Consider the following 24,439-nt stretch of genomic DNA (forward strand, 5'->3'; position numbering starts at 1 on the left):
GCGCAGTTCAAGGTTCGAGTAAGACTTTATCAACGCTCTGCTCTGGGACGGACCCGCCTCGGGTTCGAGCGAATCAGAGCATCCGAAGGAGGTAGAACCCGACCAGCGCGACCGACGAGAGGAGACCGAGGACCGCCGTCACCGGCACCCATCCGACGTTGAACGGAACCTCGAACTCGGGCGACGCTCCGGTCGCCTCGGGGTTCCCGGCTTCCGTGGTTCTCCCGGCCTCCGCGGCCCCCGACCGCCGGAGGTTCAGAAGCGCGGCATTGACGAGTCCGAACAGCGTCAGCATTGCGAGGTTGGCCAGTTCGGCGACGGTGCCGATGTCGCCGAGGAGCGCGAACGGGACCGCACCGACCCCGACCAGCGCGACCGCGAAGTAGGGCGTCTTCCGGTCCGGATGCACCCGCGAGAGAACGGTCGGGAAGACGCGCTGGTCGGACTCGGCGACGCCGTAGACCAGCCGAGACGTGGAAATCAGGTTGATGAGCGCGGTGTTCGTGGTCGAGAACAGCGCGACGACTGCGAGGAAGACCCCCGCGCTCGGGCCGAGACCGACCTGCGCGACCAGCGCCAGCGGCGAGTCGGACCCGCCGAGCGTCCGCCAGTCCACGACGCCGACCGACGAGACGGCGACCAGCGCGTACAGCACGGTCGTCGTCAGGAGTGCGAAGACGATGGCCCGTGGCACGGTCACAGACGGGTTCTCGGTCTCCTCGGCGACGTTGACGAGGTCCTCGAACCCGACGTAGGCGAAGAAGACGAGGAAGGACGCCCGGAACAGGCCGGTTAAGTCGTTCGGCGTGCTGAAGGGGTCTACTGCGCCCCAGGACCCGATGCCGACCCAGATGACGACCAGCATGCCGACCACCCCGGCGGCGGCCATGAAGACGTTGAGTTTCGTCGAAACGTCGATGCCGACGAAGTTGACGACGGACAGCACCGCGACCAGCGCGAGCGCCGTCGGGACGATGGACACCGCTGCGAGCGACGAGAGGTAGCCTGCGAACGCGAGCGCAACCGTTGCAGCCGCGATGACGCCGACGAGCAGGCGGGCGACCGCGGTAAACTCCGCGACGAGGTCGCTGTCGAACGCTTCGCTGACGTAGGCGTAGTCGCCCGCAGCTGACGGGAGCCGCGAGGAGAGTTCGGCGTAGCTCAGGCCGGTGAACGACGCGACGACCGCCGAGAGGAGGAAGGCGACGACGATCGATTCGCCGGTGAGTGCGACCGCCTCGCCGAGTATCGCGTAGATTCCCGCACCGAGGATTTGGCCGACGCCGTAGGCGGTCGCTCTCGGGAGGCCGATTTCGCGCTGGAGGTCCGGCATACGTGATTCGGCGATACCTATTTTCTCTCTGCCGCCGTATTTGCTTTCGGGGAGATACCATGCCCGGCAAGAAACTCCTGATGATAGTCGGCGACTTCGGGGAAGACTACGAGATTATGGTCCCGTTTCAGGCCCTGCAAGCGGTGGGCCACGAGGTAGACGCGGTCTGCCCGGAGAAAGAGGAGGGCGAGACGGTCAAGACCGCGGTCCACGACTTCCGAGGAGACCAGACGTACGTGGAGACTCGCGGTCACAACTTCCAGCTGACCGCCTCGATGGACGACGTGGACCCCGCGGAGTACGACGGACTGGTCCTGCCCGGCGGGCGAGCGCCGGAGTACCTCCGGACCCACGACGAGGTGATTTCCGCGGTCCGGCACTTCTTCGAGGCGGACAAGCCGGTCGCGGCCATCTGTCACGCGGCCCAGATTCTGGCCGCGGCGGACGTCATCGAGGGCCGGACCTGCTCGGCGTACTCGGCGCTGGAGTCCGACGTGGAGGGCGCGGGCGGCACCTACTACGACGGCGTGACGACCGACGGGAACCTCGTGTCGGGGCGCGACTGGAGCGACCACGTGGAGTGGATTTCCCAGTTCCTCGACGTGCTGGGGACCGAGATTAGCCACGGCGAGGGCACGCAGGCCGAACCGGCGGAGGAATAAACAGCGGTTCCGAATTCGACACCCTCAAATCCGGTTCCGATTCTCGGAGTGTGGGAATTAATGGCAAGTTTCTCGGTCTCTTCCGTCGTCGTTCTACTCGGGGGAAGAACGATGACAGTTCAAGACATCGCCAGAGACGAGGTCGTAACGACTCAGCCGAGCGCGTCCATCGCCGACGTGGCGGCGACGATGCGCGAGGAGAACGTGGGGTGCGTCGTGGTCGCCGAGGACGGCCGACCGACAGGCGTCGTGACCGACCGGGACGTAGCACTGCGAATCGTCGCCGACGGTGAGTCGCCCGAGGAGATGACCGCCGGAGACGTGATGACCGGCGACCCGGCGACGATTCCGACCGACGCCGGGGTGTTCGAGTTGACCGAGGCCATGAGTGCGGCCGCGGTCCGGCGGATGCCGGTCGTGGACGACGGGGGGAGTCTCGCGGGCATCGTGACGCTGGACGACCTGAATCGCCTGCTCGTGGACGAGATGGGCGAGTTGGCCGACGTGGTCGAGGCCGAGTCGCCGCCCTACTGAAACCACATTTTTCGCTATTCGTCAGTCGTCTCAGTCTCGCTCAGTCTCGTCGTCCTCGGCGTGGACCGTGAGGACCGGCGCGTCGGCGAGTCGGACGACCTTCTCGGTGACGCTCCCGAGGAGATAGCGGTCGATACCCGTCCGACCGTGGGTCCCCATCACGACGAGGTCCACGCCGTTCTCGTCGGCGTAGTCGAGGATGGTCCGGTGCGGAGTACCGTGACCGACTGTGGTCTGGACGCGCTCGACGCCCGCCTCCTCGGCGCGCTCGGCGGCCGAGGTGGTGGTTTTCTCGGCGTAGCGGTCGAGTCGCTCCTCGACCGAGGCGGCCTCGATTTCGTTCGGGACCGACGCGACGTCGACGACGAACAGGAGGTGGATTTCGGCGTCGTAGGTCTCGGCGAGGTCCAGCGCGTGGTCGAGAGCGCGGTCGGCCTGCTGGCTTCCGTCGATGGGGACGAGGATTCGCTCGTACATGCTCTCCTCTTCGCGGGGAACCCACAGAAAAGGGCCAGTCAGTTCTCAGATTTCGGGAACGAACTCGGGGAAATCGAATCGCTGGCGCGTCCGGCGTCTCCTCGTCGCTGTCGTGGCCGTCTGTCACCACACCTTTGGCAATCGGCGTCGTGAGTCCGGACGATGCCTCCGGTCCGCCGAATCGTGGCCGACGTGCTGAAGCCCCACGAACCGACGCTGGTCGAGTTCGCCGAGCAGATGGCCGCCGTCGAGGGAATCGCCGGAGCGAACGCGACGGTCATCGAACTCGACATGGAGGTCCAGAACGTCAAGTTGACCGTCGAGGGCGAGGACGTGTCGGCCGACAGACTGCGCGAGGCCATCGAGAACATCGGCGGGAGTCTCCACTCCATCGACGAGGTGTCGTGCGGCGAGTACGTCGTCGAGGACCGCCAAACGCCACAGGATTAGCGTGAACCCGATTCGTCGCTTTCTCCGTCTGCTTCGGCACGAGGACGTGCAGGCCATCTCCCGGCGGTACTTCATCTCCAACGGGTTCGACGGGACCCTGACCAGCATCGGCGTCGTCCTCGGCGCGGTCCTCTCTGGCGTGCCCGACGGCGTCACGGTCGTCAAAATCGGCGTCGGCGCGGGGGTCGGACTGGGGACCTCGGGCGTCTGGAGCGTCTGGGAAATCGAGCGCGCCGAGACCAAGGCCGCGATTCGCCGGACCGAGCGGGCGATGCTCACGGACTTAGACGACACCGGATTCGAGCGCCGCCAGCAGAGCGTGCGGACGGTCCACGCCATCGCCAGCGGGATTGGACCGCTCATCGGGATTCTCCTCCCCCTGCTCCCGTTCCTAGTCGAAGGCGTCCTGCTGTCGCTCTGGCAGGCCGCTGCGGTTTCGGTCGCGCTCGGGGTGGGGCTGCTGGCCTCGTTCGGGGCCTACATGGGGTCGATTTCGGGCCAGCGGTGGTACGTCGCGGCCTTCCGGATGGGACTGGCGGGACTGGTCGTCGCGCTCATCAACCTGTTTCTGCCGGGGTAGCGGAGATTCGGGGCCGCACAGATTCGGAGGTGCGCGGGTTTCGATGGCGGTCGAAATTCGCCCGGAAGTGACTTTTTTCTCTGTTTTAAACATCCAAACCCATTTTTAAGCATTGTTTTACGTCTTTTAGACGATGCCGAAGGCTTTCAGACGGAAGACGGCAGACCGGCCGGTGGGACGCGCCCCGGAGTTTCGAGGTGACGAAGGACGTGGCCGAGCAGATTTCGTAATCAGGTCTCCGCGCCTTCAGTCTCTTCCTCCCCACCGCGGACCGTCAGCACGGGCGCGTCGGATAGTCGGACGACCTTCTCAGTGACGCTCCCCAACAGGTAGCGGTCGATACCGGTCCGGCCGTGGGTGCCCATGACCACGAGGTCCGCGTCGTTCTCGTCGGCGTAGTCGAGGATAGTGCGGTGGGGGACGCCCTCCACGACCGCAGTTTCGACGCGCTCGACACCGGCCTCCGCGGCGCGCTCGCGGAGTCGGTCGGTTATCTTACTCCCGGCCTCCTCGAGTTGGTCGATGACCGTCACGGCGTCGAACTCTGCCGCTAAGGCCGACACGTCAACGACGTAGAGGAGGTGGATTTCGGCGTCGTAGGTCTCGGCGAGGTCGAGCGCCTGCTCGAAGGCGCGGTCGGCCTGCTGGCTTCCGTCGGTCGGCACGAGGATTCGGTCGTACATACCCGTCTGTTCGACGGGGACTGACAAGAAGACTCGGCCGATTCCCCGGAGATGGGAATCCGCCGTTACGTATTTTCCGTAACCCGTGGTAGACCCGCACATGAAGTACGACGACTTCATGGGCCAAGTCCAGAATCGACTCGAACTGCCAGACACCGGCCGGACGGTCCGGGCGACCCGCGCGGTCCTCCAGACGCTGGCCGAGCGACTGCAAGAGGGTGAGGCCGAGGACCTCGCCTCGCCGCTCCCGATGGAGGTAGACTACTACCTGCTGTCGGCCGACTCGGGCCAGCGGTTCGACTACGACGAGTTCCTCACTCGCGTCGAGGACCGCGCGAACGTCGAGCGCTCCGACGCCGCCTACTACGGAAAAGTGGTGGTCGGCCTCGTCAGCGAACTCGTTCCGGCGGGCGAACTCGAACAAGTCCGGGCGCAACTCCCCGACGACTTCGACACCCTGTTCGACCTCGTGGACGCCGAGGAGGTCGAGGAGTAGCGAGAAACGGGAGACCAGACCGTCAGCCAGTTAGCCCGTCAGCCAGTCAGACCGTCATCTGCATCTCCGACATCTTCACGAAGGCGGTCTCGTAACCCTCGTGACGGGCGATTTGCGGCGGCGCGTCCACGACGACAGAGAGTTCGTCGCCCGACTGGAGGCTGTCCACCGCCGCGCCGTAGTGGTACCCGAACTCCGGACTGAGCGCAGGCCGGAGGATGTCGTCGAAGACCGTCTCTCCGTCCCGCGTCACGTTCGCCGACAGCGACATGAACGGGAGCGGGTAGCGGTTGTACGGCGTCCGAGGCGAGACTGCGAGATAGGAGTTCCCGTCGGGAACGAAGTGCGGGTTCTCGTCGGGCGCGAAGACCGCGAACTTGACGTCGCCGGTGGAGGCCATGCCGACGGTGTTGGGCAGCGCGTCGGGCTTGGGCACCTGCGCGATGGGCATCTTCATGTCCATCGGGTCGAGCGCGCCGGGGGTACCCTTCTTGTCGGGGAGTTGCTCGTAGGGAAGCCCGCCGAGTTTCTCGCGGGTGTGTTCGAACTCCACGTCGATGGTGGTCTGCTCGCCGAACGCGCCCTCGAAGGGACCCATCCCGCGGGCCTGCATCGCGCCGATAGAGAGCTTCGCGGTGTAGGTCCCGTCGCCGTCGAGTGTCACGTTGTCGCCGAAGTGGTATCCCATGTTCTGCGAGAGCATGGGCCACAGCGACCGGGAATCGACTTCCTCGCCGTCTTTCAGCACCTTCGCCGAGACGTTCGCAGTCGGGAGGACGGTCTCGGTCTCCGTGTCCCAGATGGACGCCATCAGATGGGCGGTGGCCTCCTCGCCGACCTGCGCGAGGTTGGTGTCGGTGCCCGTAATCGTCCAGAAGGCGTGGGGCGCGCTGTACATCAGGCCGACCTTGTACCGGTCCTTCCCGCCCATCCCGACCATCTCCATCCCGTCGATGTGGGTGGGGTAGTAGACCTGCTCCTTGCGGTTTTCGACCGTGGTGAACTGGCTCGAAGTCGCCGACCGGGTCTCGAACATCCCGGTACACCCGGCGAGACCCGCGAGGCCGAGGGTCGCACCAGCGCGGAGGAAATCGCGGCGTTGCATTGCTGGGAGCTAGTGGAGTCGGGAAAATACGGGTTCTGGTACGGGCGTCGAAAAGAGGTGTCAGTCTATTCGTCGTTATCTCGGGTGAGGACGATGTGGAGGTCATTTATAAATGCGATGTTGCGTGCCTTCCAGAATTTCCGGCCAGCATAAAGGGAAAGGAGGAAAGCAAAAATAACTAGCCAAAAAGCAAGGGTTTCCCATTTACTGAACGCATTTAGATTTGTATTCAAGCTAGTTCCAGAACACTGCAAGATGGCAAATTCGACAAGAAGAACGATGGGCAGTAACAAAATACTTCTGAAGAAATTTACAATTGCTTCGTATTTCGAATAAAGAGTTGCTTCACGATACAGAAGTGTCTCACCGTATTTTTTAGCCTCTTCATTTTCATATTCTGCTCTTAGCCTTCTGCGGAAGTAGCGGTCTAAATCTTCTAAAACTTTGGTTGATACTTTATTAGGAATTTTATTTTTGTCAATGTTTGATCGGTGGCTACTCTCTTCAATTAATTCTTTAATGCAGTAGTCGGGATTCTCCTTGTTCTTTGAAAACGAAGGGAGGGAACCATCGCGTTCGATAACTCCAGTAATCCTACTATTTATCCATTTTAGACAGGGGGAAATTATCGACCCAACCGAGTGGATTAGACGGCCGACAAAATATGCTAATACAAAAAACGCAGTCCCGGCTATCAGGGTTGAGTTCGATAGCGAATCAATTTGAGGTACATCATAAAAAATAAAGGATAAGACAAGAGCTATTGCGCCGGGTATTATATCCGCTAATAAATCATATAGTGTAAAATTTCTAGTCGCCATATCACGAAATAGGGAAACCCCGGATTAAATTTCTGTCCTTTTTACTGGTGGTTTTATAATTCGTCCTGAAACAGCACCGATTCCTTGTCCCCGCACCCCTCTCGACCGCAGACTCCCGCCTCGTCACCAGCACGCTCGACGCCTTCAGAAAGCCGATCAAGCTCCCAGACCGCCTCGTGGCCGGTCTCGGTCCGGTGGTCCTCGATGCACTCGCGGGCCGCCGCGAGTTTCTCGAACTCCTCGTCGAGGTCGCAGTCGGGACAGGTGACGGTGGCGCGTTTGTTCGCCATCGTTCGGAGTGAGGAGTCGGGAGGATAAAATCCCTCCGGGGTCGCGCTCGGGCCATCTTCCACCAGCGAACGCTCGATGAAACAGTCCACCGACAAACGCCCGGCCGACCACCGACAAACGCCCGGCCGACCACTCCACCACGGAGTGGATGAAGGGGCCGACCGGTCGCGTTCAGTTTAGTCGTCTCCGGCGGCCCTATCTTCGCGGGCGGTGCCGAGAGCGAAGATATCCGCCGGAACGACCGCGAGCGGTCGGGGGCTTCAAGAAGCCTTCTTCGACACCTTGGTTGTAGCTCCCCTCGCAGTACCTTTGATTCCTCACTCCCGTCGAACGTCGTGGCGAAGCGTCCCGACGCCCTCGACTTCGACCTCGACCTCGTCGCCGTCTTCGAGGGGCGCGACCCCCGAGGGCGTCCCGGTCGAAACCACGTCGCCGGGTTCGAGCGTGAGGTACGTCGTAATCTCTTCGAGGAGTTCCGGCACGGACCAGATGAACTCGGCGCGCGAGGAGGACTGGCGCACCTCGCCGTTGACGCGCAACTCGACCCCGGCGTCGTCGGGGACCTCCTCGGGCGTGGCGAGGACCGGCCCGAGCGGCGCGGAGTTGTCGAAGGCCTTGCCGCGGACCCAGTTCTGCTCGCGGTCTTGGTCGTCGCGGTTCGACACGTCGTTCATGCAGGTGAAGCCAGCGACGTAGTCCATCGCCTCGTCCGCCGAGACGTTCCGGGCCTGCTCGCCGACGACGACCGCGATTTCGGCCTCGTGGTCCACGCGCTCTTTGCCCGCCGGGAGCGGGACGGTGTCGCCGTGGCCCGAGAGGGTGTTCGGGGGCTTGAGAAAGAGGAGCGGTCGAGCTGGAACGTCCTTGTTTCGCTCCTCGGCGTGGTCGTGGTAGTTCAGCCCCACGCAGACGATTTTCGAGGGGTCGGTCGGCGGGAGGAGGTCCACGTCCTCCTCGTCGTAGCTCCGTCCGGCGGCCTCGATGCCGTCGTCGGTCCACTCGCCGGTTCGGACGCTCCCGGCCGGGTCGCGGAATCTGACTTTGCGCATGTCAGGGGGTGTGTCGGGAGGGGGTAAAGAGGTTCCCGAATCCGCAACCCTGTGGGTGTTCTTCGGGCCGAGGATGAGAATCAACGACCAAAACGAACGTGGACAACGACGAGGAGCTAGCTTCAGACTTGAGCCAAGCCGTCTGCCGCACAGCACCGCACCGCTCCGCGACAGCCTCACGCCTCCCCAACCTCGGCGGCCGCGCGAGGCGGCCGCCTCCCTCGCGCGGTTGGCGGGGCGCACGAGAGCGCCCCGCCAGCGCGCGCCGGGTAGGTAAAACACAAATCGAGCGCGAGAGAAAGGAAAGAACGCTATATATTTTCTATAGAAATAATTATAATTCTCTAATATAGAATAAGTTAGTTCCCGTCCGGCGTCGGCAACGCCCGCTTCTCCCGGGGCGGAAGCAGGAAGTTCCCCCGTCTCAGCACCTCCATGTACTGCAAGATGCCGTTGTTGTTCTTCTGGCCGACCGCAGATCGCTCCGCGAGGTCCTCGCCGTTCATCGCCTCGCGGGTGTCCACGAAGTCCGAAATCGTGCGCTGGAGCGAGACGAAGTGCAGACCCGCGTGGCCGCCGTCGGTCGAGTCGAAGTCCCGGCGAATCATCACCGGCGAACCGTCCTTCCTCGCTCGGGCCGACTTCTGGGAGTGGCCGACCATGCCTCGGGTCCGGGCGTGGTCCTCCGCGTGGGCGGGACAGCCCTTCTCTTCCATCTTCGCCGAGTCGCCGAGGTTGTCGCCCGCGCCCTCCACGAGGTCCTCCTCGGCGTGGACCGGGCAGAACATCTTGCCGACGCGCTGGCTCCGACTGTCCTGTTCGTACCACTGTTCGAGATTGAGTTGAATCCGTGAAATCTGGGAGGTGGTGCCGCCAGCGAACGGCCCCTCCCGAATCGTCACGCTGTCCTCGCTGGCCTGATTCTTCTCGAACCCGGACTTGAAACCCATGTAGAGGGGAGCCTCGTCGTCCACCGGCCCGGAGTCCGGAATCCCGTCCACGTCCTGATGGTCGGCGGGCAGGCCGTCGCCGACGAACCCAGTTCGGCGGTCGGCCTTCTCGAAGGTTCCGGAGAGGTCGCCCTCCATCTCGACGCCGTTGATTTTCGATTGCTTCCCGAGGAGGGCCTCCTCGGCGGCCAGCACGACCTCGGCGTGGTCGCTGGCGAGGTGGACCACGGCGTCCTGCGTATCCAACTCGGGCTCCTCGAACGGCGCGAGCGCCCTCGGCTTCTGCAAGTCAACCGAGTCGGGCAGGTCGGCGTCGAACCGCTCGAAGTACGACCGCGAGTAGCCGACCGTGAACAGCAGGCCCTGATTCCCCCGTTCGTAGGCGCGTTCGAGGCTCCGGAAGGCCGACTCGACGCTCTCGCGGTCCGATTCCGTCGGCGGCCCGTCGCCCGCGTAATTCAACAGGAGGAGGACCCGATGCCGAGGCGGTTCGACGTTGCCGTGGTCGTCCGTACTGAGATACTCGTCCCAGGCGTGCTGGCGGTCGGGGAGCGTCGAGAGGTCGTCGGGACCGGTCGCCACGTCGAGGTCGTCGCCGCGGCTCATGCAGGCCGACAGCGCCGACGCGCCCCCGATTGCGACCGCGGCCTTGGCGAACTGGCGGCGAGACAGTCCTCCTCGTTCGCTCGGTCCGCCTTCGCCGGGTTCGCCGTCGCTCGGTCCGGTGTCGTCCATCGCGGGTGAGTAAGGACGGGAGGTGAAAGGGGGTTCTGGTTCGCGCGTCGAAACGCTCGGGTCGGTCGGCGAGAACCAATTACGGACTAATCCCACGACGTTTTGCTATCTCGGGCGCGCAGTTCTGCGCGCCCGGGATAGCGTTCTGGAAGAAGCTCTCGCCGCCGAAGACGCTCCGGCACAGGGAACGGAGGAACCCGCCCGTGGCGTTGTACTGTCGGGGAAAACGGTTCGGGGCGAGAGCGCGAACCTATCAGGTATCCAATTGAAAAACGTTTCTGCGAACCCTTTTGTGACTCGCAATCGCTTCTCGAAACGTGACCGACGAAAATCTCGACATTCTGGAAGAACTCGCGGGGCTTCCGACATTCCACCACCCGACGGTGTCGCCCGACGGCGACGAGATTGCGCTGTACTACGACGTCTCGGGCCGGAACGAACTCCACTTCGCGGACGCCGAGACCGGCGAGTTGACGCAGGTCAGCGACGGCGAGGTGCCGCGGAACGCTCGGTGGTATATCAAGTGGAGCGCCGACGGAAGTCGGGTCTTCTTCCACGACGACCACGGCGGCGACGAGCAGAACGACGTCTTCGCCATCGACCGCGACGGGAACGTCGAGTCGGTGGTCGAACTCGAGGGCCAGACGGTCCTCTCTGACGTGGGCGAGGACGGCGAGACCCTGCTGGTAGCCTCGCCCGAGAGCGGCCAGATGAACTTCTACCGCCACGATTTGGCGACCGGCGAGACGACCCAGCTCACCGACTACGAGCGGGCGGTCCGGGCCGGAAAGCTCTCGCCGGACTGCGAGCGCATCGCCTACGCCACCAACGAGGCCGACGACTACGACAACGTGGACACCTACGTGGCGAACGCAGACGGGAGCGAGGCCCGCAATCTCGAAATCGGCGAAATCGGGGCCGAGGCCTGGCCCGCCGACTGGGGACCGGCGGGCGAGCGCCTGTTGGTCTCGGACAACACCGAGAACTTCTCGCGGGCCGGAGTCTACGACCTCGACAGCGACGAGGTGACGTGGTACGGGAATCTCGACGCCGAGGAGGACCCAGTCGGCTTCCTTCCCAGCGGCGACCGGTTCGTCGTCCAGCGCACCCGAGACGCCCAAGTCGTGCCGGTGGTCTACGACGTTGCGTCGGGCGAGGGACGCGAACTCGACCTGCCGGAGGGGGTCGCCAGCGTCTCCCAGACCGGCGAGTTCGCGCTGGACGACGACCGGATTGTCGTGACCCACACCTCCTCGAACCGGCGGCCCGAACTGCTGGTCTACGACCTCGACAGCGACGAGTACGAGACGCTGGTCGAGGCCGAGTACGGCGAGTTCGACCCCGAGCGATTCGCGGAAGCCGAGTACTTCACCTTCGAATCGCACGACGGGCTGGAAATCGGCGCGCTCATCTACGACTCCGGGGAGCGGCCCTCGCCGCTGGTGGTCAACCCTCACGGCGGCCCGCGCCACGCCGACAGCCTCTCGTGGGACCTCTACACCCAGTTCCTCGTCTCGCGGGGCTACAGCGTCCTGCAGGTCAACTACCGGGGTTCGACCGGCCGCGGCCGGGAGTTCGTGGAACGGCTCTACGACGACTGGGGCGGCGGCGAGCAGGAGGACGTGGCCGAAGCCACCCGCCAACTGATGGCGGAAGACTGGATAGACGACGAGCGCGTGGTCGTCTTCGGCGGTTCCTACGGCGGCTATTCGGCCTACTGGCAGATGGTCCAGTATCCGGAACTCTACGCGGCGGGCATCGCGTGGATAGGGTTGACGGACTTGGAGGAGATGTACGAGACCACGATGCCCCACTTCCGGACCGAACTCATGGAGAAGCAGCTCGGGTCGCCCGAGGAGAACCCGGACCTCTACCGGGAGCGCAGTCCCATCGAACACGTCGAGAACCTCGACGCGCCCCTGCTGATGGTCCACGGCGTCAACGACTCGCGGGTCCCGGTCTCGCAGGCCCGACTGTTCCGCGAGGCGTTGCTCGATGCCGGATACCGAGAGGGCGAGGACGGCGACTTCGAGTACGTCGAACTCGGCGAGGAGGGCCACGCCTCCTCGGACATCGACCAGAAGATTCGGCTGTTCGAGACGCTGGACGACTTCCTCAAGCGTCGATTGCCGGAGGCGACGGCGAGCGTCGAGCAGACGGACTGAGCGCGCGACGCCACCGCCGAAACAGCGGAAACGCCGGTGTCGAACGGCGCGGGTGTCGCCCAGCGCAGTATGACTCAGACGAGGCGCGGGTCCGGAGCCTCGACCGCGTGGCCGCACCGCGGGCACCGGTAGCGCGCGCCGTCCTCCTCGGCGAACTTCCGCGTCGGGCCGACGTACCCGCACTCCGGACAGCGGCGAATCGGGAGGCGAATCACGTCCGACGCGACGGCCCGGACGAACAAAAGCGGGTCGCCGTCTCGCGCGAGACGGCGTTCCCCGGCGGTCGAGTTGCCGACTCGACCGCGACCCACGAGGGAATCCCGACCGCCTCGAAAACAGCGGAAATCGCGGTATGGCCGAAGACAGCGGAAAGGCCGGGGTGACGAGTGCCGGAGGCCGGACGGCGGAAAGGCCGGTGTGACGAACAACGGAAACGATGGCGTGACGGTGCGGCGAACAGCGGAAACCCCGGTGTGGCGGGAGACAGCGGAAACGACGGGGTGGCGCGGTGGAGGAGGGTCGAAGCGTCGCAACGCCGCGACGGACAGCGTGATTCTAAAGCAATCAGGACAATTTATAAACACCAGTATTTAATTCTTTAAGACAAGATATTATTCTTCTCGAGGAGACCGTAGCGTCGGTTCCCCCGGAGCGCGGGACTGATTACCCTCCAACCCCCAAAACCGGTGATGGCGGTCCGAAAGAGAGACGGGATTCGAATCACCGACGCCGACCGGACCTACGTCGCCGACGCCGCCAGCGCGGTCGGCGACGTGAATATCGTGAGCCACGCTCACGCGGACCACACCTTCCGGAAGACTCCGGAAGCGGTTGTCTGTTCGGCCGAGACCGCCGCGCTGGTCGAGGCCCGGACCGGCGCGTCGCTCCCGGAGTTCCGCGAGGAGACCGACGAGATTACGCTCCTGCCCTCGGGTCACGTGGTCGGGTCGCGGGCCGCGCTGGTCGAGGCCGACGGTGAAAACCGCCCAGACGGGGCCGACCGGCGCTACCTCTACACGGGCGACTTCTCGACGCGCGACCGACTCTACTTGGAGGGGTTCGACCCCGTGGACGCCGACGTGCTGGTGATGGAGACGACTTACAGAAGTGCAAGGAGAAAGCCCCATGCTTTAGCGCGGGGATGAATCCGACAATTCCTCCACCGACCACGTGTGAACGGATGTTTTAAGTTGTCAGATACTGTAGTGATAGTCAACCGAGGCGGCCTGTCCGCCCTGCCAATCGGACAATATCGGAATTCTCCGATTCCGCGCAGAAAGAACCCCTTTCTGTATCGGAACACGGGGTGAAGTCAGAAAAGTATCTCCGAATCCCATGCCGGGATAGGAGTAACGGCTGGTTGGCACAGCCAGTAGTCGTCTTTCGAGGCGACTACAAACCGTAACCATCCCAACCCAGCGGTGCGGTGCCGTGGGAATCCTCGCCCTTCAGGGCGGGGAGGATGTCAAGGGACGCCGACCTACCGATTTCCCCCGGAAACGGAGCTTCAGGGCCGGATTCGGGACTGGCTGGCGGACCACGACGACCGACCGCTCGTGCTGTTCGGCTACTCGCTCGGCAGGGCCCAGAAGCTCCAGCGCCTCGCCCGACAGGCGACGAACCGCCAAATCGTGGTCCACGACGCGATTCGGACCGTCAACGACGCCATCGAGGAGGCGACGGACCTCGACTTTCCGGCCGGGCCGATTCCGTCGTCGCTGTCGGCGGGAGACGACAGCGACGACGGAATTGACCTCGCGGGCGACGAAATCCTGATTCTCCCGACCAACCTCTCGCGGAGCGACTGGGTGGAAACTCTCACCGAGCGCCACGACGCGCTGAAGGCCGGGTTCTCGGGGTGGGCCGTCGAGGAGTCCTTCCGCTACCGGGGCGGCTACGACGCCACCTTCCCGCTGACCGACCACTGCGACTTCGACGAGTTGGTCGCGGTCGTGGAGGCGGTGGACCCCGAGGTGGTCTACACCCACCACGGGTTCGACGAGGAGTTCGCGGACCTCCTCGCCACCCGGTACGACTACGACGCCCGGCCGCTGCTTGGCGACCAGACGCGATTAGACGACTTCTGCTGACGGGAGTCCAGACAGTTTGATTCGATAACAACCCAATCTATTTCCGGTTAGGCTGTCGGGATTCCGACATGGTCTCCCGCGACGGACGCTCGCGCTTCCGTTCCCGACGCGGCCTCACGACGTTCGGAGCTATCACCGCGCTCCTCTTCGGCGCGGCGTATCTCGACTTCGGCACCGGACTGACCGGCGAAACGAGCCTCCTGCGACTCCTCGTCGGCGTCGCCGCCGCCGGAACGCTCCTGACCGCACCGTGGCTGAACTGGCGACAGCGCGCCGCGTCGCTCGCGGTGGTCGTCGGACTCGCCGCCTTTCTGTTCGGCGTCTACGGCGGTGCCGTCAGTTGCCACGAAGCGGAGTACGGAGTGCCGACCGACGACCACGGCGTCGAGTACGACTGGTGGACCAACACGCTCCACTTCGGCGAGAACGTGGACGGGTCGAACTACCGATGTCTGGGAACGCCGAGCCGGACCGCCACGCTCGCCGGATACGCCCTGACGAGTGCTGGCGCTCTCGAACTCCTGACTTAACCGGACCCCTCACGGCCGAACCTTCCGGGGCATCAACGTTTACGTCGATACCCGTCGTGCCATGAGCCATGCCGACAGTTGCCATCGTCGGGGGCGGCCCCGCCGGACTCAGCGCCGGACTGTTCACCGCGAAGAACGGCCTCGAAACCGTCGTGTTCGACACCGACGAGACGTGGATGCACAAGGCACACCTGTTCAACTACCTCGGCGTCCGGAGCCTCGGCGGCGACGAGTTCATGACCATCGCCCGCGGGCAGGTCGAGGACCGCGGCGTGGACCTCCGGATGGGCGAGGCGGTCACGGAAGTCGAGGAGAGCGACGAGGGCTTCACTATCACCACCGAAGACGCCGAGTACGACGCCCAGTACGTCGTCTTCGCCACGGGGACCGACACCGAACTGCCCGAGCAGTTGGGATGCGAGTTCGACGACGAGGAACTCGTGGCCGTGGACCTCTCGATGGAGACCAGCGTCGAGAACGCCTACGCCACCGGCGCGATGATTCGCAATCAGGAGTGGCAGGCGGTCATCTCGGCGGGCGACGGCGGCGCGGCCGCTCTCGACATCCTGAGCAACGAGAAGGGCGAGAAGTTCCACGACTTCGACACTCCCGCCGACGTGCCGAGTCTGAGCGATTTGCCCGACGAGAAGGCAGGAGGGGAAGACGACGAGGAAGAAGCGGAAGACGAGTAGGATTGAGTCCCCGTCTCACAGCACCGAGAACCTTTTTGACTGGCGGGTTTTCTGTCAGGTCATGACGGAAACTACTTCTTCTCTCGAAGGCTCCAACCTCGAAACCCCGGAACTCGAATCGTCCCTCTCGAAACTCGGATCGTATCTCTCGGCGGAACTCGGCGCGGACGTGACCGAAATCGAGATACTGGAGGAAGGTCTGAATCTCATCGCCTCGATTTCGACCGCGGAGGACGAGAGATACATCCTCCGACAGCCGAACAAGTTGCGAGACGCCGGGTACATGATAGGGATAGAGCGGGAGTGGGAGGTGATGCGACGACTCGACGCGACCGAACTTCCCACTCCGGAGCCAGTGGTGTTCTGCGACGACGAGTCGATTCTCGGCGACCCGTTTTTCGTCATGACCCGCCTCGACGGCGAGACCGTTCCCCTCGGCTCGGACCTCCCCGAGCGATTCCGGAGTCCGGACTCGCGCGAGCAGTTCGCCAACTGTCTCGTAGACACGCTCGCAGCGATGCACTCGCTGGACGCGGAACCGTTCGCGGGCCTCCTCGAACGAAAACCGCCGCGGGAGAAAGTCGCTCGCGCGTCGGACCGACTGGACGAGGCGACGAACGTGACGGGACGCGAGTTCACGAGACTTCGGTCGGTCGGGGACTGGCTTCGGGAAAATGCTCTCGCGGACTCGAACACGACGCTGGTCCACGGCGATTTCAGGCCCGGCAACCTCCTGTTCGCGGAAACCGACCGGCCCCAAATCAACGGCGTCCTCGACTGGGAGTCCGCGCTGTTGGGCGATCCGCTGACGGGACTGGGCTACCTCCTGCTCCGGTGGCGCGACGAGGGCGACCCGACGCCCTCGCTCGACCGACTCGAAGCCGAATACTCGAACGAGGAGGAACTCCGGCACCTCCGGGAGGTCAACCAACACGGGTTGGCTCCCTTCACGTCGAGACCCGGCAGTCCGACCCGGCGGGAGCTTATCGCTCGCTACGAGGAGCAAACGGGCTTCTCCTTCGAGAACGGGCAGTTCTACGTGGCGCTCGCGGCGTATCTGCTGGCGACGGTCTGGGCGGACCTCTACCGCGAGCAAGTCGAGTCCCGGAAGGAGGCGGCGTCCGGGGAGGACGGGGCAGAGACAGCATCTGAGGCAGAGTCAGAGACAAAATCAGAAGCCGAGTCCGACAGGCTACCGCACATCGACTACGTGACGACGCTCGCCGAGAGCGTCGTCAGCGGGGCGTTCGAGGTGTAGAGAGAAGATGAGATGTGGAACGGGACAGATTCACACGTCGTGGCCGTACAGCGGCGGGTCGCTGGCGGTGTCCACGACCACGAGGGGTTCGGCCCCCTCCGAGAACATCCCGTCGAGGGCCTCGCGTCCGTCTCGGTCCTCGGCGGAGGCAACCATCTCGCGGCGGTGGACCTCGCGGGCGGCCTCGGCCTCGTCGTCGGACAGCGAGAGTTCCGACCGGAGCGTCTCCCAGATGCCGTCGCCGTAGAGGTAGTAGGCCTCCTCGTCGCGCCACCCGAAGTTGTGCTGTGAAGAGTACTCGTACTCGTCGTCGTTTCGTGAAACTGCGTCCTGAATCCGGGCGAGCGCGTCGTCGAGGGACTCCTCGCTCACGCCGCGTTCGTCGGCGACCGCCGCGATTCGGTCCTCGGAGAACGGATGGTTGGTATCGCTCATGGCTTTCGGGGTGCTACGACGGAGGGGTTTAGAGGTTTGATGGCTCCTCGGTCCCCGGTCAGTTCGACCGCTTCTCTGGCTCCTCTTCGCTCGCCAACTTGTCGGCCAGCGACTTCGAGACGCCAGAGAGGTACGCCCCGCCCCAGACCGCGACCAGCACCCCGCCGACCAAATCGAACACCAAGTCGCTCATCGTGTTCGCCAGACTCACCTGCGCGAGGACGCTCTCGGTTCCCGTCATCGAGGCCATCCCGTCGAGGCCGAACTCCAGCAGTTCCCAGAGGACGCCGAACGCGAGCGTGAAGATGAGGATGAACCCGGCCACGAACTTCCGCGGGAGGTAGACCAGCGGGTCGTGAACGTCGAACGCCCGGACCGTGGCGTAGCCCGCCGCCGCGACCAGCGACGACGAGAGCGCGTGGGTGAGGTTGTCCCAGAGTCCGAACATCCCGTAGAGTCCGAGCGATCCGATAGCGTGGAGGAAGACCGGAATCACGATCCAGAGCGTGAGGCGGGCGTCGATTGGCAACCCGAAGTCGCGTTCGAGGAGGCCGGGCAGTTCCATCACCGCGAGCGCGACGAGGGCGTTGACGACCACGCCGACGTTCAACTCGTAGAGGCCGACCGCGAGGACGCCGACCAGCGCGAGTTGGAAGGCGCGGACGACCCGGCGCTGGTCGCGGTCGGAGAGGCCGAGCCAATCGTCGGCGGAGTCGGCGTCGGCGGAGTCAGCGTCGCCCTTCGAAGCCGAGGACTCGGTGGCCGACGACTTGCGCTCCCTCCCAGTCCAGAAGCCGAGGCGCTCGCGGTCCACGCGCCGGAAGTAGACCGTGAACAGCAGTCCCGCGAAGACGCCGACCCCCGTCGCGGCGGTCAGCGACCACATCACCCAGTAGAGTCCCCGGAGGTTGCTCGTCCCGAGCGCGAGGTCCACGGTCCACTGGACCACCGCCCACGCTCCCGCGGCGGCCATCGTGGTGGTCACGACGAACAGCACGGCGAACCCGGGCGACATCTCGACCACGGTGAAGGTGTCGAACTCGACCGCGACGGCCAGCGCGAGCGCCGGGACGACCAGAAACGCCGCGACCGACCGCGGCAAGAGCAGGTCGAACGACTCGAGGACGTAGGGAACGGCGACGAACAGCGACACCTCCCACGGGAGCGTCGCCGACCAGCGCCGGTAGGCCGCGACCGGCACCGCTGCGATGGCAATCGACGCGAGGCCGAGACCGGTCCAGAGGAAGTCGCCGCGGCTGGTGCTGACGAGCGCGGCGACGCCGATGCAGGCGAGCAAGACCCACGTTGCGACCGCGTTTCGTCGTCGCGCGACGATGCCGTCCGCGGCTTTGGTCTCTCCGGGCACAATCGGGATACGGCGGGGACAGGTAAAAGCGTGGAGCAGGGCGAAATTGGCAGATTACATATCGCAGAATGGAGTTTATTCTACCTCTCCCTCGAACGCCTCGGCGAGTTCCGCGCGCATGAACTCCCGGCGGACCCGGCGAGCGCGCTCCTCCGAGAGGTAATTCGACATGACGACGCGGGGGTCGTCGCTCCCCTGTTCGGCCGCGATGCCCTCCAGTTCGTCCAGCACGCCCTCCAGAACCGAGGTGTAGGTGTCGTACCAGTACCGCCGACAGAGCTGTGGACTCGGGCGCTCGCCGTCGATTTCCTCGGGGAGGCCTGCGCGCTCGGCGAGGGTTCGAAACCACGACCAAATCGTCTCGCGGGCCGCGTGAGGGTCAGCGCCCTGCCGGGAGGGGAAGAGGTAGCCCGACCAGTCCGCGTCCTCGCCCGCGAGGTCCTCGATTCTGTCGTCGAGCGCGTTCAGTCCGTAGACGAGGTTGACCTCGCCCGGCCCGTTCTTTCGCTCCTCGAACGTGACGTAGGGCGCTTCGTCCGGTCCCACGTCGCGGACGATTTGGGAGACGTGGAGGCTGGCGACCTCGTTCGCTCGGAGTCCCCACGCCGCGAGGGCGACGACCAGCAGGCGCTCGCGGGGCGAGTCGGCCGCCGAGGAGAGGTCTTGGACGTGGCGAGCGGAGAGGAGCGACGGGTCGGACTCCTCGGCCTGCCACTTGAACTCGTCGTAGAGGCCGGTCGCGGGGTTGACCGCGGCGAGTCGGCGACCCACGAGGTGCTGGTACCAGTCGTCCACCACGCTTCGGACCCGGACTTTCGTTCGGGCGCTGTACTCGCGGTCGTTCAGCCAGTCGAATGCCGCGTAACAGGCGTTGACGGCGTCGTACACCGGAACATCGGACTCGCGGGCGACGGCCGACAGCAGGTCGTCGGTGTCGTTGGCCTCGCGGTACGCTCGGACGTAGAGGTTGAGCCGACGGCGTTTCGCGTCGATAGACGATTTCCGGAGCGAGTGGCGGGAGCGCCGCCGATCGAGGAAGTTCCGGAGCGCGTCTCGGGTCTCGGAGTGGTCGGTCTCCCAGTCGTAGCCGTCGCCGCCGCCCAAACCGAGGTCCTCGCGCCAGAAGTCGCCGAACGAGCGGTCGTGGTGTCTGCGGAGGGCGGCGACGAAGGCGCGAAGCCCTTCGTTGCGGAACCACTGATGGGTCGGACGGTGGTTCTCCGGGTCCTTTCCCTCGGCTTCGAGCCGCGGGGCGACGGCCTCCCAGTAGAGGTCACAGAAATCTTCGAGCGAACACGTCGTCCAGCGAACGTCGGCGAAGGGGTCGCCACCCTGACCGTCCTGTTTCGTCGTTTCAGTCACGGGTTCGGTCCTCCCGTCGCGTCGAACCGGCGGTAGACGCCGTCTGCGTTGGATGGCGCGAATCTAAGACCGTCATATCTGGTCGTTTCGCCGGTTCTCACGCTTTGCTTATAATTTTATGGAAATAACGGACTGGTGGAGTCTGTTATCCCCACGGAATATTCGGCGCGAGCGACGGGAAAACGAATAAACTGTATCTCGATATATAAAATTCCCGGGTCGAGTCGTGGCGAGCGGGAGACGATTGACTCGCTGAATCAATCGACTTTGCCACTCGAAAGGACGCTGAGGCCCATCTAAGCCAACTATCTAATTTCTAAAGAAAGGTAATTGTTTTCGAAGCAATGCTAGACCAACGTCTCTGGTCGGTCGCCGAGGTAGTCGAAGACGGCCCCGAGGGTGAACCCGTAGGAGAAGTGCGCCCCGAGCGTCAGCACGAGGTACAGCACCAGCGCCAGTCCGGTGTAGCCCTCGTAGAACGCGGGTGCGAACCCGGTCCAGAGGACGAATCCGAACGGGAGGCCCTTGGTCGCGTACTTCTCTCCCGGCAGGTACGCCCCGATGGACGCGAACAGCAGGGGCCACATCACCATCCCGGTCAGCAGGAACAGGACGAACCCGACCGCGGTCGGACTCAGCGGTAAAATGGCGTTGAATCCGGTGAGTTCGGACAGCGTCCCGAAGCTCTCGATTTGGAACGCCCCGAGCGACGCCGCGATGAGCAGTCCCACCGTCAGCGCGCCGGTCCCAACCAGTCCTCCGACCGCGCCGATGAGACCGTCCACGACGATTCCCCATAGGTGATCAAAGTCCGGTTCCGCGGCCGCTTCGGCCACGTCTTCGCGCATTTCGGCCCCGATGTCTCTCTCTTCCCCATCCATGTGGGTAGTTACCACCTCACGAACGATAAGCCTTCCTCAACGTTCACGAAAGTTTGTCCAAAATAGATAAGTCCACGCGTCATGTTATCAACCACCATGAAGCTGGGGGCCGGGGACTACGCGCACGTAGTCCTCCAGCAGGGGGGAATCGTACCGAAGGGAACCCGCGTCGAAGTGTTCCGACAGATATTCACGGTCTTTCTGGCGCTGGGGACGCTGGTCGGGGTCGTCGTCGTCGGCTACATGGTGTACAACGCCTACAAGTACCGCGACGGCGACGGTCGGGGCGACGACCCGGACGCGCCGCGCCTCGGGGAACTCCCGACCGGAGGAGGCGGCGGTCGGAAACTCTTCCTCTCGTTCGGTCTCAGCACCATCATCGTGGTCTCGCTCATCGCGTGGACCTACGGGACGCTGCTCTACGTCGAGGAGAACCCGCCGGGCGAGGAGGGAGAGACCACCAACATCGAAGTGGTCGGGTTCCGGTTCGGGTGGGAGTTCGTCTACCCGAACGGCCACTCCGCCTCCACTTTGCGCGTACCTGAGAACGAGACGATTCGCCTGAGCGTGACCTCAGACGACGTGTTCCACACCTTCGGGGTGCCCGACTTACGCGTCAAGACCGACGCGATTCCGGGCCAGACGACCGACACGTGGCTCCGCGCCGACGAGACCGGGACCTACGAGGCCCGGTGTTTCGAACTCTGCGGCGCGGGCCACTCCTACATGACCGCCGAGGTCGTCGTGATGGAACCCGACGAGTACGAGGCGTGGTACGCCAACACCAGCGGCCCGAACGGAAATTCGAACAGCAGTAGCGCGGGCGACGCGCCGGACGGTTCGTCCGCGCTCGGAGCGCCGACCGGCGCTCCGAGCGTGCCAGCGGCCGCGAGTTCGCTGGAGGTGGTTGCATGACGGACGAAAATACGAAAGCCGACGGCGGAGTAGCCGACGCGACCCACGGCGCGGACCACCACCACGACCTGCCCGACCCCGGTCACGTCAAGCGATGGCTGGTCACGACCAACCACAAGGACATCGGCGTCCTCTACACCATCACGGCGCTGTTCTTCCTCGTGTTCGGGGGCGTGCTGGCGCTGCTGATGCGCCTCCAGTTGTGGACGCCGGGCGTGAGCCTCCTCGAACCGCTCCAGTACAATCAGGCCGTCTCTGCACACGGCCTCCTCATGATTTTCTGGTTCCTCTCGCCGTTCGCGTTCGGGTTCGCAAACTACGTGGTGCCCCTGCAAATCGGCGCGAAGGACCTCGCTTTCCCCCGACTCAACGCGCTGTCGTACTGGCTCTACCTGTTCTCGGGGATTCTGATGGGCGTCTCGTTCTTTCAGGGCGGCACCTTCTCCGGCGGGTGGACGATGTACGCCCCGCTCAACCTGCCGGTCTACACGCCCAACATCGGCGCGAGTACGGCGGTGCTGGCGCTCACGATGTTCACCGCCTCCGTCACGGTCGGGTCGGTCAACTTCCTGACGACGATGCACCGGATGCGCGCCGAGGGGCTGACTCTGCGCCGGATGCCGCTTTTCACGTGGACCATCCTGCTCACGACGTGGATGATGCTGTTCGCGTTCGCCGCCCTGCTGGCGGCGCTGATGATTCTGTCCGCAGATAGGCTCCTCGGGACGACCTACTTCTCGGCGACCGGCCACGCTGGCTCGCTGCTGTGGGCGCACCTGTTCTGGTTCTTCGGCCATCCCGAGGTCTACATCGTCTTCTTCCCGGCGCTGGGCGTGATGGCCGAGTGCTTCCAGACCTTCACGGGGCGTCGGCTCGTGGGCCGCAAGTGGTTCATCGCCGCGATGGTGCTGGTCGCGCTCCAGAGCTTCCTCGTCTGGATGCACCACATGTTCCTGACGAGCATCAACCTCCAAATCAAGACGCTGTTCATGGCGACTACCATCGGCATCTCGCTGCCCTTCGACCTGATGGTGTTCGCGCTCATCTACACCACGGTCAAGGGGAAGGTCCGGTTCACCACGCCCTTCCTGTTCTCCTTCGGCGCGCTGATGCTGTTCATCCTCGGAGGCATCACGGGCGTCTTCCTCGGCGCGGTGGTGCTGGACTACGAGTTCCGTGGCACCTACTGGGTGGTCGCGCACTTCCACTACGTGATGGTCGGCGGCGTGACCGCGCTGGTCGGCGGCCTCTACTACTGGTACCCCAAGATGACGGGGAAGATGTACGACGAATTTTTGGGCAAGGTCCACTTCGCGCTCTACTTCGTCGGGTTCAACCTGCTTTACTTCCCGATGTTCGTCGCGTGGGAGACTCCTCGGCGGGACTTCGTGTATCCGGAGGTCTTCGTCGGGTGGCACCAAGTCGCCACAGTCGGCGGATTCGTACTCGGAGCCTCCTTCCTCGTGATGTTCTACAACCTGTTCGTGAGCCTCTGGCGGGGCGAGGAGGCCGACGACAACCCGTGGCAGTACTCGACCACGACCGAGTGGGCGATTCCCTCGCCCCCGCCGCTGGAGAACTTCCCCGGCAAGCCGACTTTCCGCGACGGGTCGCTGAAGTTCCTGCCGGGGGCCGGTAGCAGGACCGGCGGCACGGGCGGGAGCGTGGCCGACGGCGGGGAGTTCACGGTCGAGGAGGCCACGGACGGCGGCGCGTCAGTCTCGCAGGCCGCCGACACCCACGCAGCGGACGAACCCGAGAGCCACGCGAGCATCTGGCCGTTCGCCATCGGCGTCGCGTCGTTCGTCCTGCTGTTCGGCCTCTCGGGTCTCCAGAACGCCAGCTTCCCGTCCGGAATCGAAGGCGGGTTCTACGCCGCGCTGACGGTCGGCGGACTGGTCGGCGGGCTGGCCGCGCTCGTTGCGATGGCGACCGAGGAGTTCCACGCGCTGACCGGCCCCTTCGGCGAGAGCTGGCCGTTCGAGGGCGTCGAGAACACCAAGCTCGGGGTCTGGATATTCCTCGCCAGCGACGTGGTGCTGTTCGGCGCGTTCGTCGGCTCCTACGCCTTCATCCGGGTCGCGGAGGGGTGGACGAACTGGCACCACCTGATTCCCGAGGCCCACGTCCCTCTGCCCGGACTCATCAACACGTACATCCTCCTCACGAGCAGTTTCACGGTGGTGCTGGCGCTCGTGGCGGCGGAGAAAGGGAGTCGCTGGGGACTGGTCGGGTCGCTGGCGACCACCTTCGTCCTCGGGATGGCGTTCCTCGTCAACAAGGCGCTGGAGTGGTTGCACCTGTTCCACGTCCACACCGAGGCCTTTCCGCAGGGGTGGAACATCGGGACCAACATCGCGTCCTCGACGTTCTACCTGACGACGGGTCTGCACGGCCTGCACGTCATCGCGGGGCTAATCGTGACGCTGTACCTCCTCGTGCGAGCGTGGAACGGGGCGTATCTGGACGACGACCGGCCGGTGGAGTACTTCGGCCTCTACTGGCACTTCGTGGACATCGTGTGGCTGTTCCTGTTCCCGCTGTTCTACATCCTGTGACCACGACCAGAAAATCAACCA

26 protein-coding genes are annotated in these 24,439 nt (G+C 64.4%); 13 read left to right on the forward strand and 13 right to left on the reverse strand.

Going from position 1 to position 24,439, the window contains the following annotated elements:
- Positions 1 to 73 precede the first annotated feature (73 nt).
- Positions 74 to 1,333: an APC family permease gene (locus tag EPL01_RS20460; RefSeq protein WP_135827142.1), complete on the reverse strand. Its 1,260-nt coding sequence runs from the start codon at positions 1,331 to 1,333 to the stop codon at positions 74 to 76.
- A gap of 59 nt (positions 1,334 to 1,392) precedes the next feature.
- On the opposite strand from EPL01_RS20460, the gene EPL01_RS20465 reads away from it, so the two are divergent.
- Entirely contained in the window at positions 1,393 to 1,995 is a 603-nt protein-coding gene (locus EPL01_RS20465) for a DJ-1/PfpI family protein (protein ID WP_135827143.1), read from the forward strand.
- Between the two features lie 111 nt (positions 1,996 to 2,106).
- On the forward strand, positions 2,107 to 2,529 hold the full coding sequence (locus EPL01_RS20470) for a CBS domain-containing protein (protein WP_135827144.1): 423 nt from the start codon (positions 2,107 to 2,109) through the stop codon (positions 2,527 to 2,529).
- A 30-nt stretch (positions 2,530 to 2,559) separates the two neighbouring features.
- Here the strand turns inward: EPL01_RS20470 and EPL01_RS20475 are convergent, their stop codons facing one another.
- On the reverse strand, positions 2,560 to 3,006 hold the full coding sequence (locus tag EPL01_RS20475; RefSeq protein ID WP_135827145.1) for a universal stress protein: 447 nt from the start codon (positions 3,004 to 3,006) through the stop codon (positions 2,560 to 2,562).
- 162 nt (positions 3,007 to 3,168) lie between these two features.
- On the opposite strand from EPL01_RS20475, the gene EPL01_RS20480 reads away from it, so the two are divergent.
- The gene (locus EPL01_RS20480) at positions 3,169 to 3,456 is read left to right on the forward strand and encodes a DUF211 domain-containing protein (RefSeq protein WP_135827146.1); all 288 of its coding nucleotides are present in this window, start codon (positions 3,169 to 3,171) and stop codon (positions 3,454 to 3,456) included.
- 1 nt (position 3,457) lies between these two features.
- On the forward strand, positions 3,458 to 4,036 hold the full coding sequence (locus tag EPL01_RS20485; protein WP_135827147.1) for a VIT1/CCC1 transporter family protein: 579 nt from the start codon (positions 3,458 to 3,460) through the stop codon (positions 4,034 to 4,036).
- A gap of 230 nt (positions 4,037 to 4,266) precedes the next feature.
- Here the strand turns inward: EPL01_RS20485 and EPL01_RS20490 are convergent, their stop codons facing one another.
- The gene (locus EPL01_RS20490) at positions 4,267 to 4,719 is read right to left on the reverse strand and encodes a universal stress protein (protein ID WP_135827148.1); all 453 of its coding nucleotides are present in this window, start codon (positions 4,717 to 4,719) and stop codon (positions 4,267 to 4,269) included.
- Between the two features lie 100 nt (positions 4,720 to 4,819).
- Between EPL01_RS20490 and EPL01_RS20495 the strand changes: the two genes are divergently transcribed.
- Positions 4,820 to 5,215, forward strand: a complete 396-nt coding sequence (locus tag EPL01_RS20495; protein WP_135827149.1) for a DUF2267 domain-containing protein — start codon at positions 4,820 to 4,822, stop codon at positions 5,213 to 5,215.
- Positions 5,216 to 5,261: 46 nt separating this feature from the next.
- On the opposite strand, the gene EPL01_RS20500 is transcribed toward EPL01_RS20495, so the two are convergent.
- The 5 genes from EPL01_RS20500 to EPL01_RS20520 form a co-directional block, all read right to left on the reverse strand.
- On the reverse strand, positions 5,262 to 6,320 hold the full coding sequence (locus EPL01_RS20500; RefSeq protein ID WP_135827150.1) for an iron transporter: 1,059 nt from the start codon (positions 6,318 to 6,320) through the stop codon (positions 5,262 to 5,264).
- Positions 6,321 to 6,385: 65 nt separating this feature from the next.
- Positions 6,386 to 7,141, reverse strand: a complete 756-nt coding sequence (locus EPL01_RS20505; protein WP_135827151.1) for a hypothetical protein — start codon at positions 7,139 to 7,141, stop codon at positions 6,386 to 6,388.
- Between the two features lie 53 nt (positions 7,142 to 7,194).
- On the reverse strand, positions 7,195 to 7,431 hold the full coding sequence (locus EPL01_RS20510; RefSeq protein WP_135827152.1) for a DUF7542 family protein: 237 nt from the start codon (positions 7,429 to 7,431) through the stop codon (positions 7,195 to 7,197).
- Between the two features lie 318 nt (positions 7,432 to 7,749).
- Positions 7,750 to 8,481 carry a fumarylacetoacetate hydrolase family protein gene (locus EPL01_RS20515; RefSeq protein ID WP_135827153.1) on the reverse strand — a complete coding sequence of 244 codons (732 nt, stop codon included), beginning with the start codon at positions 8,479 to 8,481 and terminating at the stop codon, positions 7,750 to 7,752.
- 359 nt (positions 8,482 to 8,840) lie between these two features.
- Positions 8,841 to 10,166 carry a DUF7405 family protein gene (locus tag EPL01_RS20520; RefSeq protein WP_135827154.1) on the reverse strand — a complete coding sequence of 442 codons (1,326 nt, stop codon included), beginning with the start codon at positions 10,164 to 10,166 and terminating at the stop codon, positions 8,841 to 8,843.
- 317 nt (positions 10,167 to 10,483) lie between these two features.
- Between EPL01_RS20520 and EPL01_RS20525 the strand changes: the two genes are divergently transcribed.
- Entirely contained in the window at positions 10,484 to 12,331 is a 1,848-nt protein-coding gene (locus EPL01_RS20525; protein ID WP_135827155.1) for a S9 family peptidase, read from the forward strand.
- A 74-nt stretch (positions 12,332 to 12,405) separates the two neighbouring features.
- Here EPL01_RS20525 and EPL01_RS20530 read toward each other — a convergent pair whose 3' ends face one another.
- On the reverse strand, positions 12,406 to 12,642 hold the full coding sequence (locus EPL01_RS20530) for a hypothetical protein (RefSeq protein ID WP_135827156.1): 237 nt from the start codon (positions 12,640 to 12,642) through the stop codon (positions 12,406 to 12,408).
- 378 nt (positions 12,643 to 13,020) lie between these two features.
- Here EPL01_RS20530 and EPL01_RS20535 point away from each other — a divergent pair, with 378 nt between their 5' ends.
- The 5 genes from EPL01_RS20535 (at position 13,021) to EPL01_RS20555 (ending at position 16,901) form a co-directional block, all read left to right on the forward strand.
- Positions 13,021 to 13,476, forward strand: coding sequence for an MBL fold metallo-hydrolase (locus tag EPL01_RS20535; protein WP_135827157.1), 456 nt, complete (start codon positions 13,021 to 13,023; stop codon positions 13,474 to 13,476).
- A gap of 411 nt (positions 13,477 to 13,887) precedes the next feature.
- Complete coding sequence (locus tag EPL01_RS20540) at positions 13,888 to 14,421, forward strand: hypothetical protein (RefSeq protein ID WP_135827158.1); 534 nt, start codon at positions 13,888 to 13,890, stop codon at positions 14,419 to 14,421.
- 68 nt (positions 14,422 to 14,489) lie between these two features.
- Positions 14,490 to 14,951, forward strand: coding sequence for a hypothetical protein (locus tag EPL01_RS20545; RefSeq protein ID WP_135827159.1), 462 nt, complete (start codon positions 14,490 to 14,492; stop codon positions 14,949 to 14,951).
- Positions 14,952 to 15,019: 68 nt separating this feature from the next.
- The gene (locus EPL01_RS20550) at positions 15,020 to 15,643 is read left to right on the forward strand and encodes an FAD-dependent oxidoreductase (RefSeq protein WP_135827160.1); all 624 of its coding nucleotides are present in this window, start codon (positions 15,020 to 15,022) and stop codon (positions 15,641 to 15,643) included.
- Positions 15,644 to 15,704: 61 nt separating this feature from the next.
- Positions 15,705 to 16,901 (forward strand): phosphotransferase family protein, encoded by a 1,197-nt coding sequence (locus EPL01_RS20555; RefSeq protein ID WP_135827161.1) that lies wholly within the window; start codon positions 15,705 to 15,707, stop codon positions 16,899 to 16,901.
- Between the two features lie 30 nt (positions 16,902 to 16,931).
- Here the strand turns inward: EPL01_RS20555 and EPL01_RS20560 are convergent, their stop codons facing one another.
- From EPL01_RS20560 to EPL01_RS20575, 4 genes are all read right to left on the reverse strand, one after another.
- Positions 16,932 to 17,336 (reverse strand): DUF8048 family protein, encoded by a 405-nt coding sequence (locus EPL01_RS20560; protein WP_135827162.1) that lies wholly within the window; start codon positions 17,334 to 17,336, stop codon positions 16,932 to 16,934.
- 58 nt (positions 17,337 to 17,394) lie between these two features.
- Positions 17,395 to 18,702, reverse strand: a complete 1,308-nt coding sequence (locus EPL01_RS22295; RefSeq protein ID WP_135827163.1) for a DUF2238 domain-containing protein — start codon at positions 18,700 to 18,702, stop codon at positions 17,395 to 17,397.
- Positions 18,703 to 18,777: 75 nt separating this feature from the next.
- Positions 18,778 to 20,064, reverse strand: a complete 1,287-nt coding sequence (locus EPL01_RS20570; protein WP_135827164.1) for a tyrosine-type recombinase/integrase — start codon at positions 20,062 to 20,064, stop codon at positions 18,778 to 18,780.
- A gap of 347 nt (positions 20,065 to 20,411) precedes the next feature.
- A complete protein-coding gene (locus EPL01_RS20575) occupies positions 20,412 to 20,945 on the reverse strand; it encodes a DUF6789 family protein (protein ID WP_246045806.1) in 534 nt (177 codons plus the stop codon).
- 96 nt (positions 20,946 to 21,041) lie between these two features.
- On the opposite strand from EPL01_RS20575, the gene coxB reads away from it, so the two are divergent.
- Positions 21,042 to 21,860 carry a cytochrome c oxidase subunit II gene (gene coxB / locus EPL01_RS20580; protein WP_135827165.1) on the forward strand — a complete coding sequence of 273 codons (819 nt, stop codon included), beginning with the start codon at positions 21,042 to 21,044 and terminating at the stop codon, positions 21,858 to 21,860.
- Positions 21,857 to 24,418, forward strand: a complete 2,562-nt coding sequence (locus EPL01_RS20585) for a cbb3-type cytochrome c oxidase subunit I (RefSeq protein WP_135827166.1) — start codon at positions 21,857 to 21,859, stop codon at positions 24,416 to 24,418. The genes coxB and EPL01_RS20585 overlap by 4 nt, the downstream gene beginning before the upstream one ends.
- The last annotated feature ends 21 nt before the right edge of the window (positions 24,419 to 24,439 follow it).

This window comes from Halorussus ruber (assembly GCF_004765785.1).
GTDB classification, from domain to species: domain Archaea; phylum Halobacteriota; class Halobacteria; order Halobacteriales; family Haladaptataceae; genus Halorussus; species Halorussus ruber.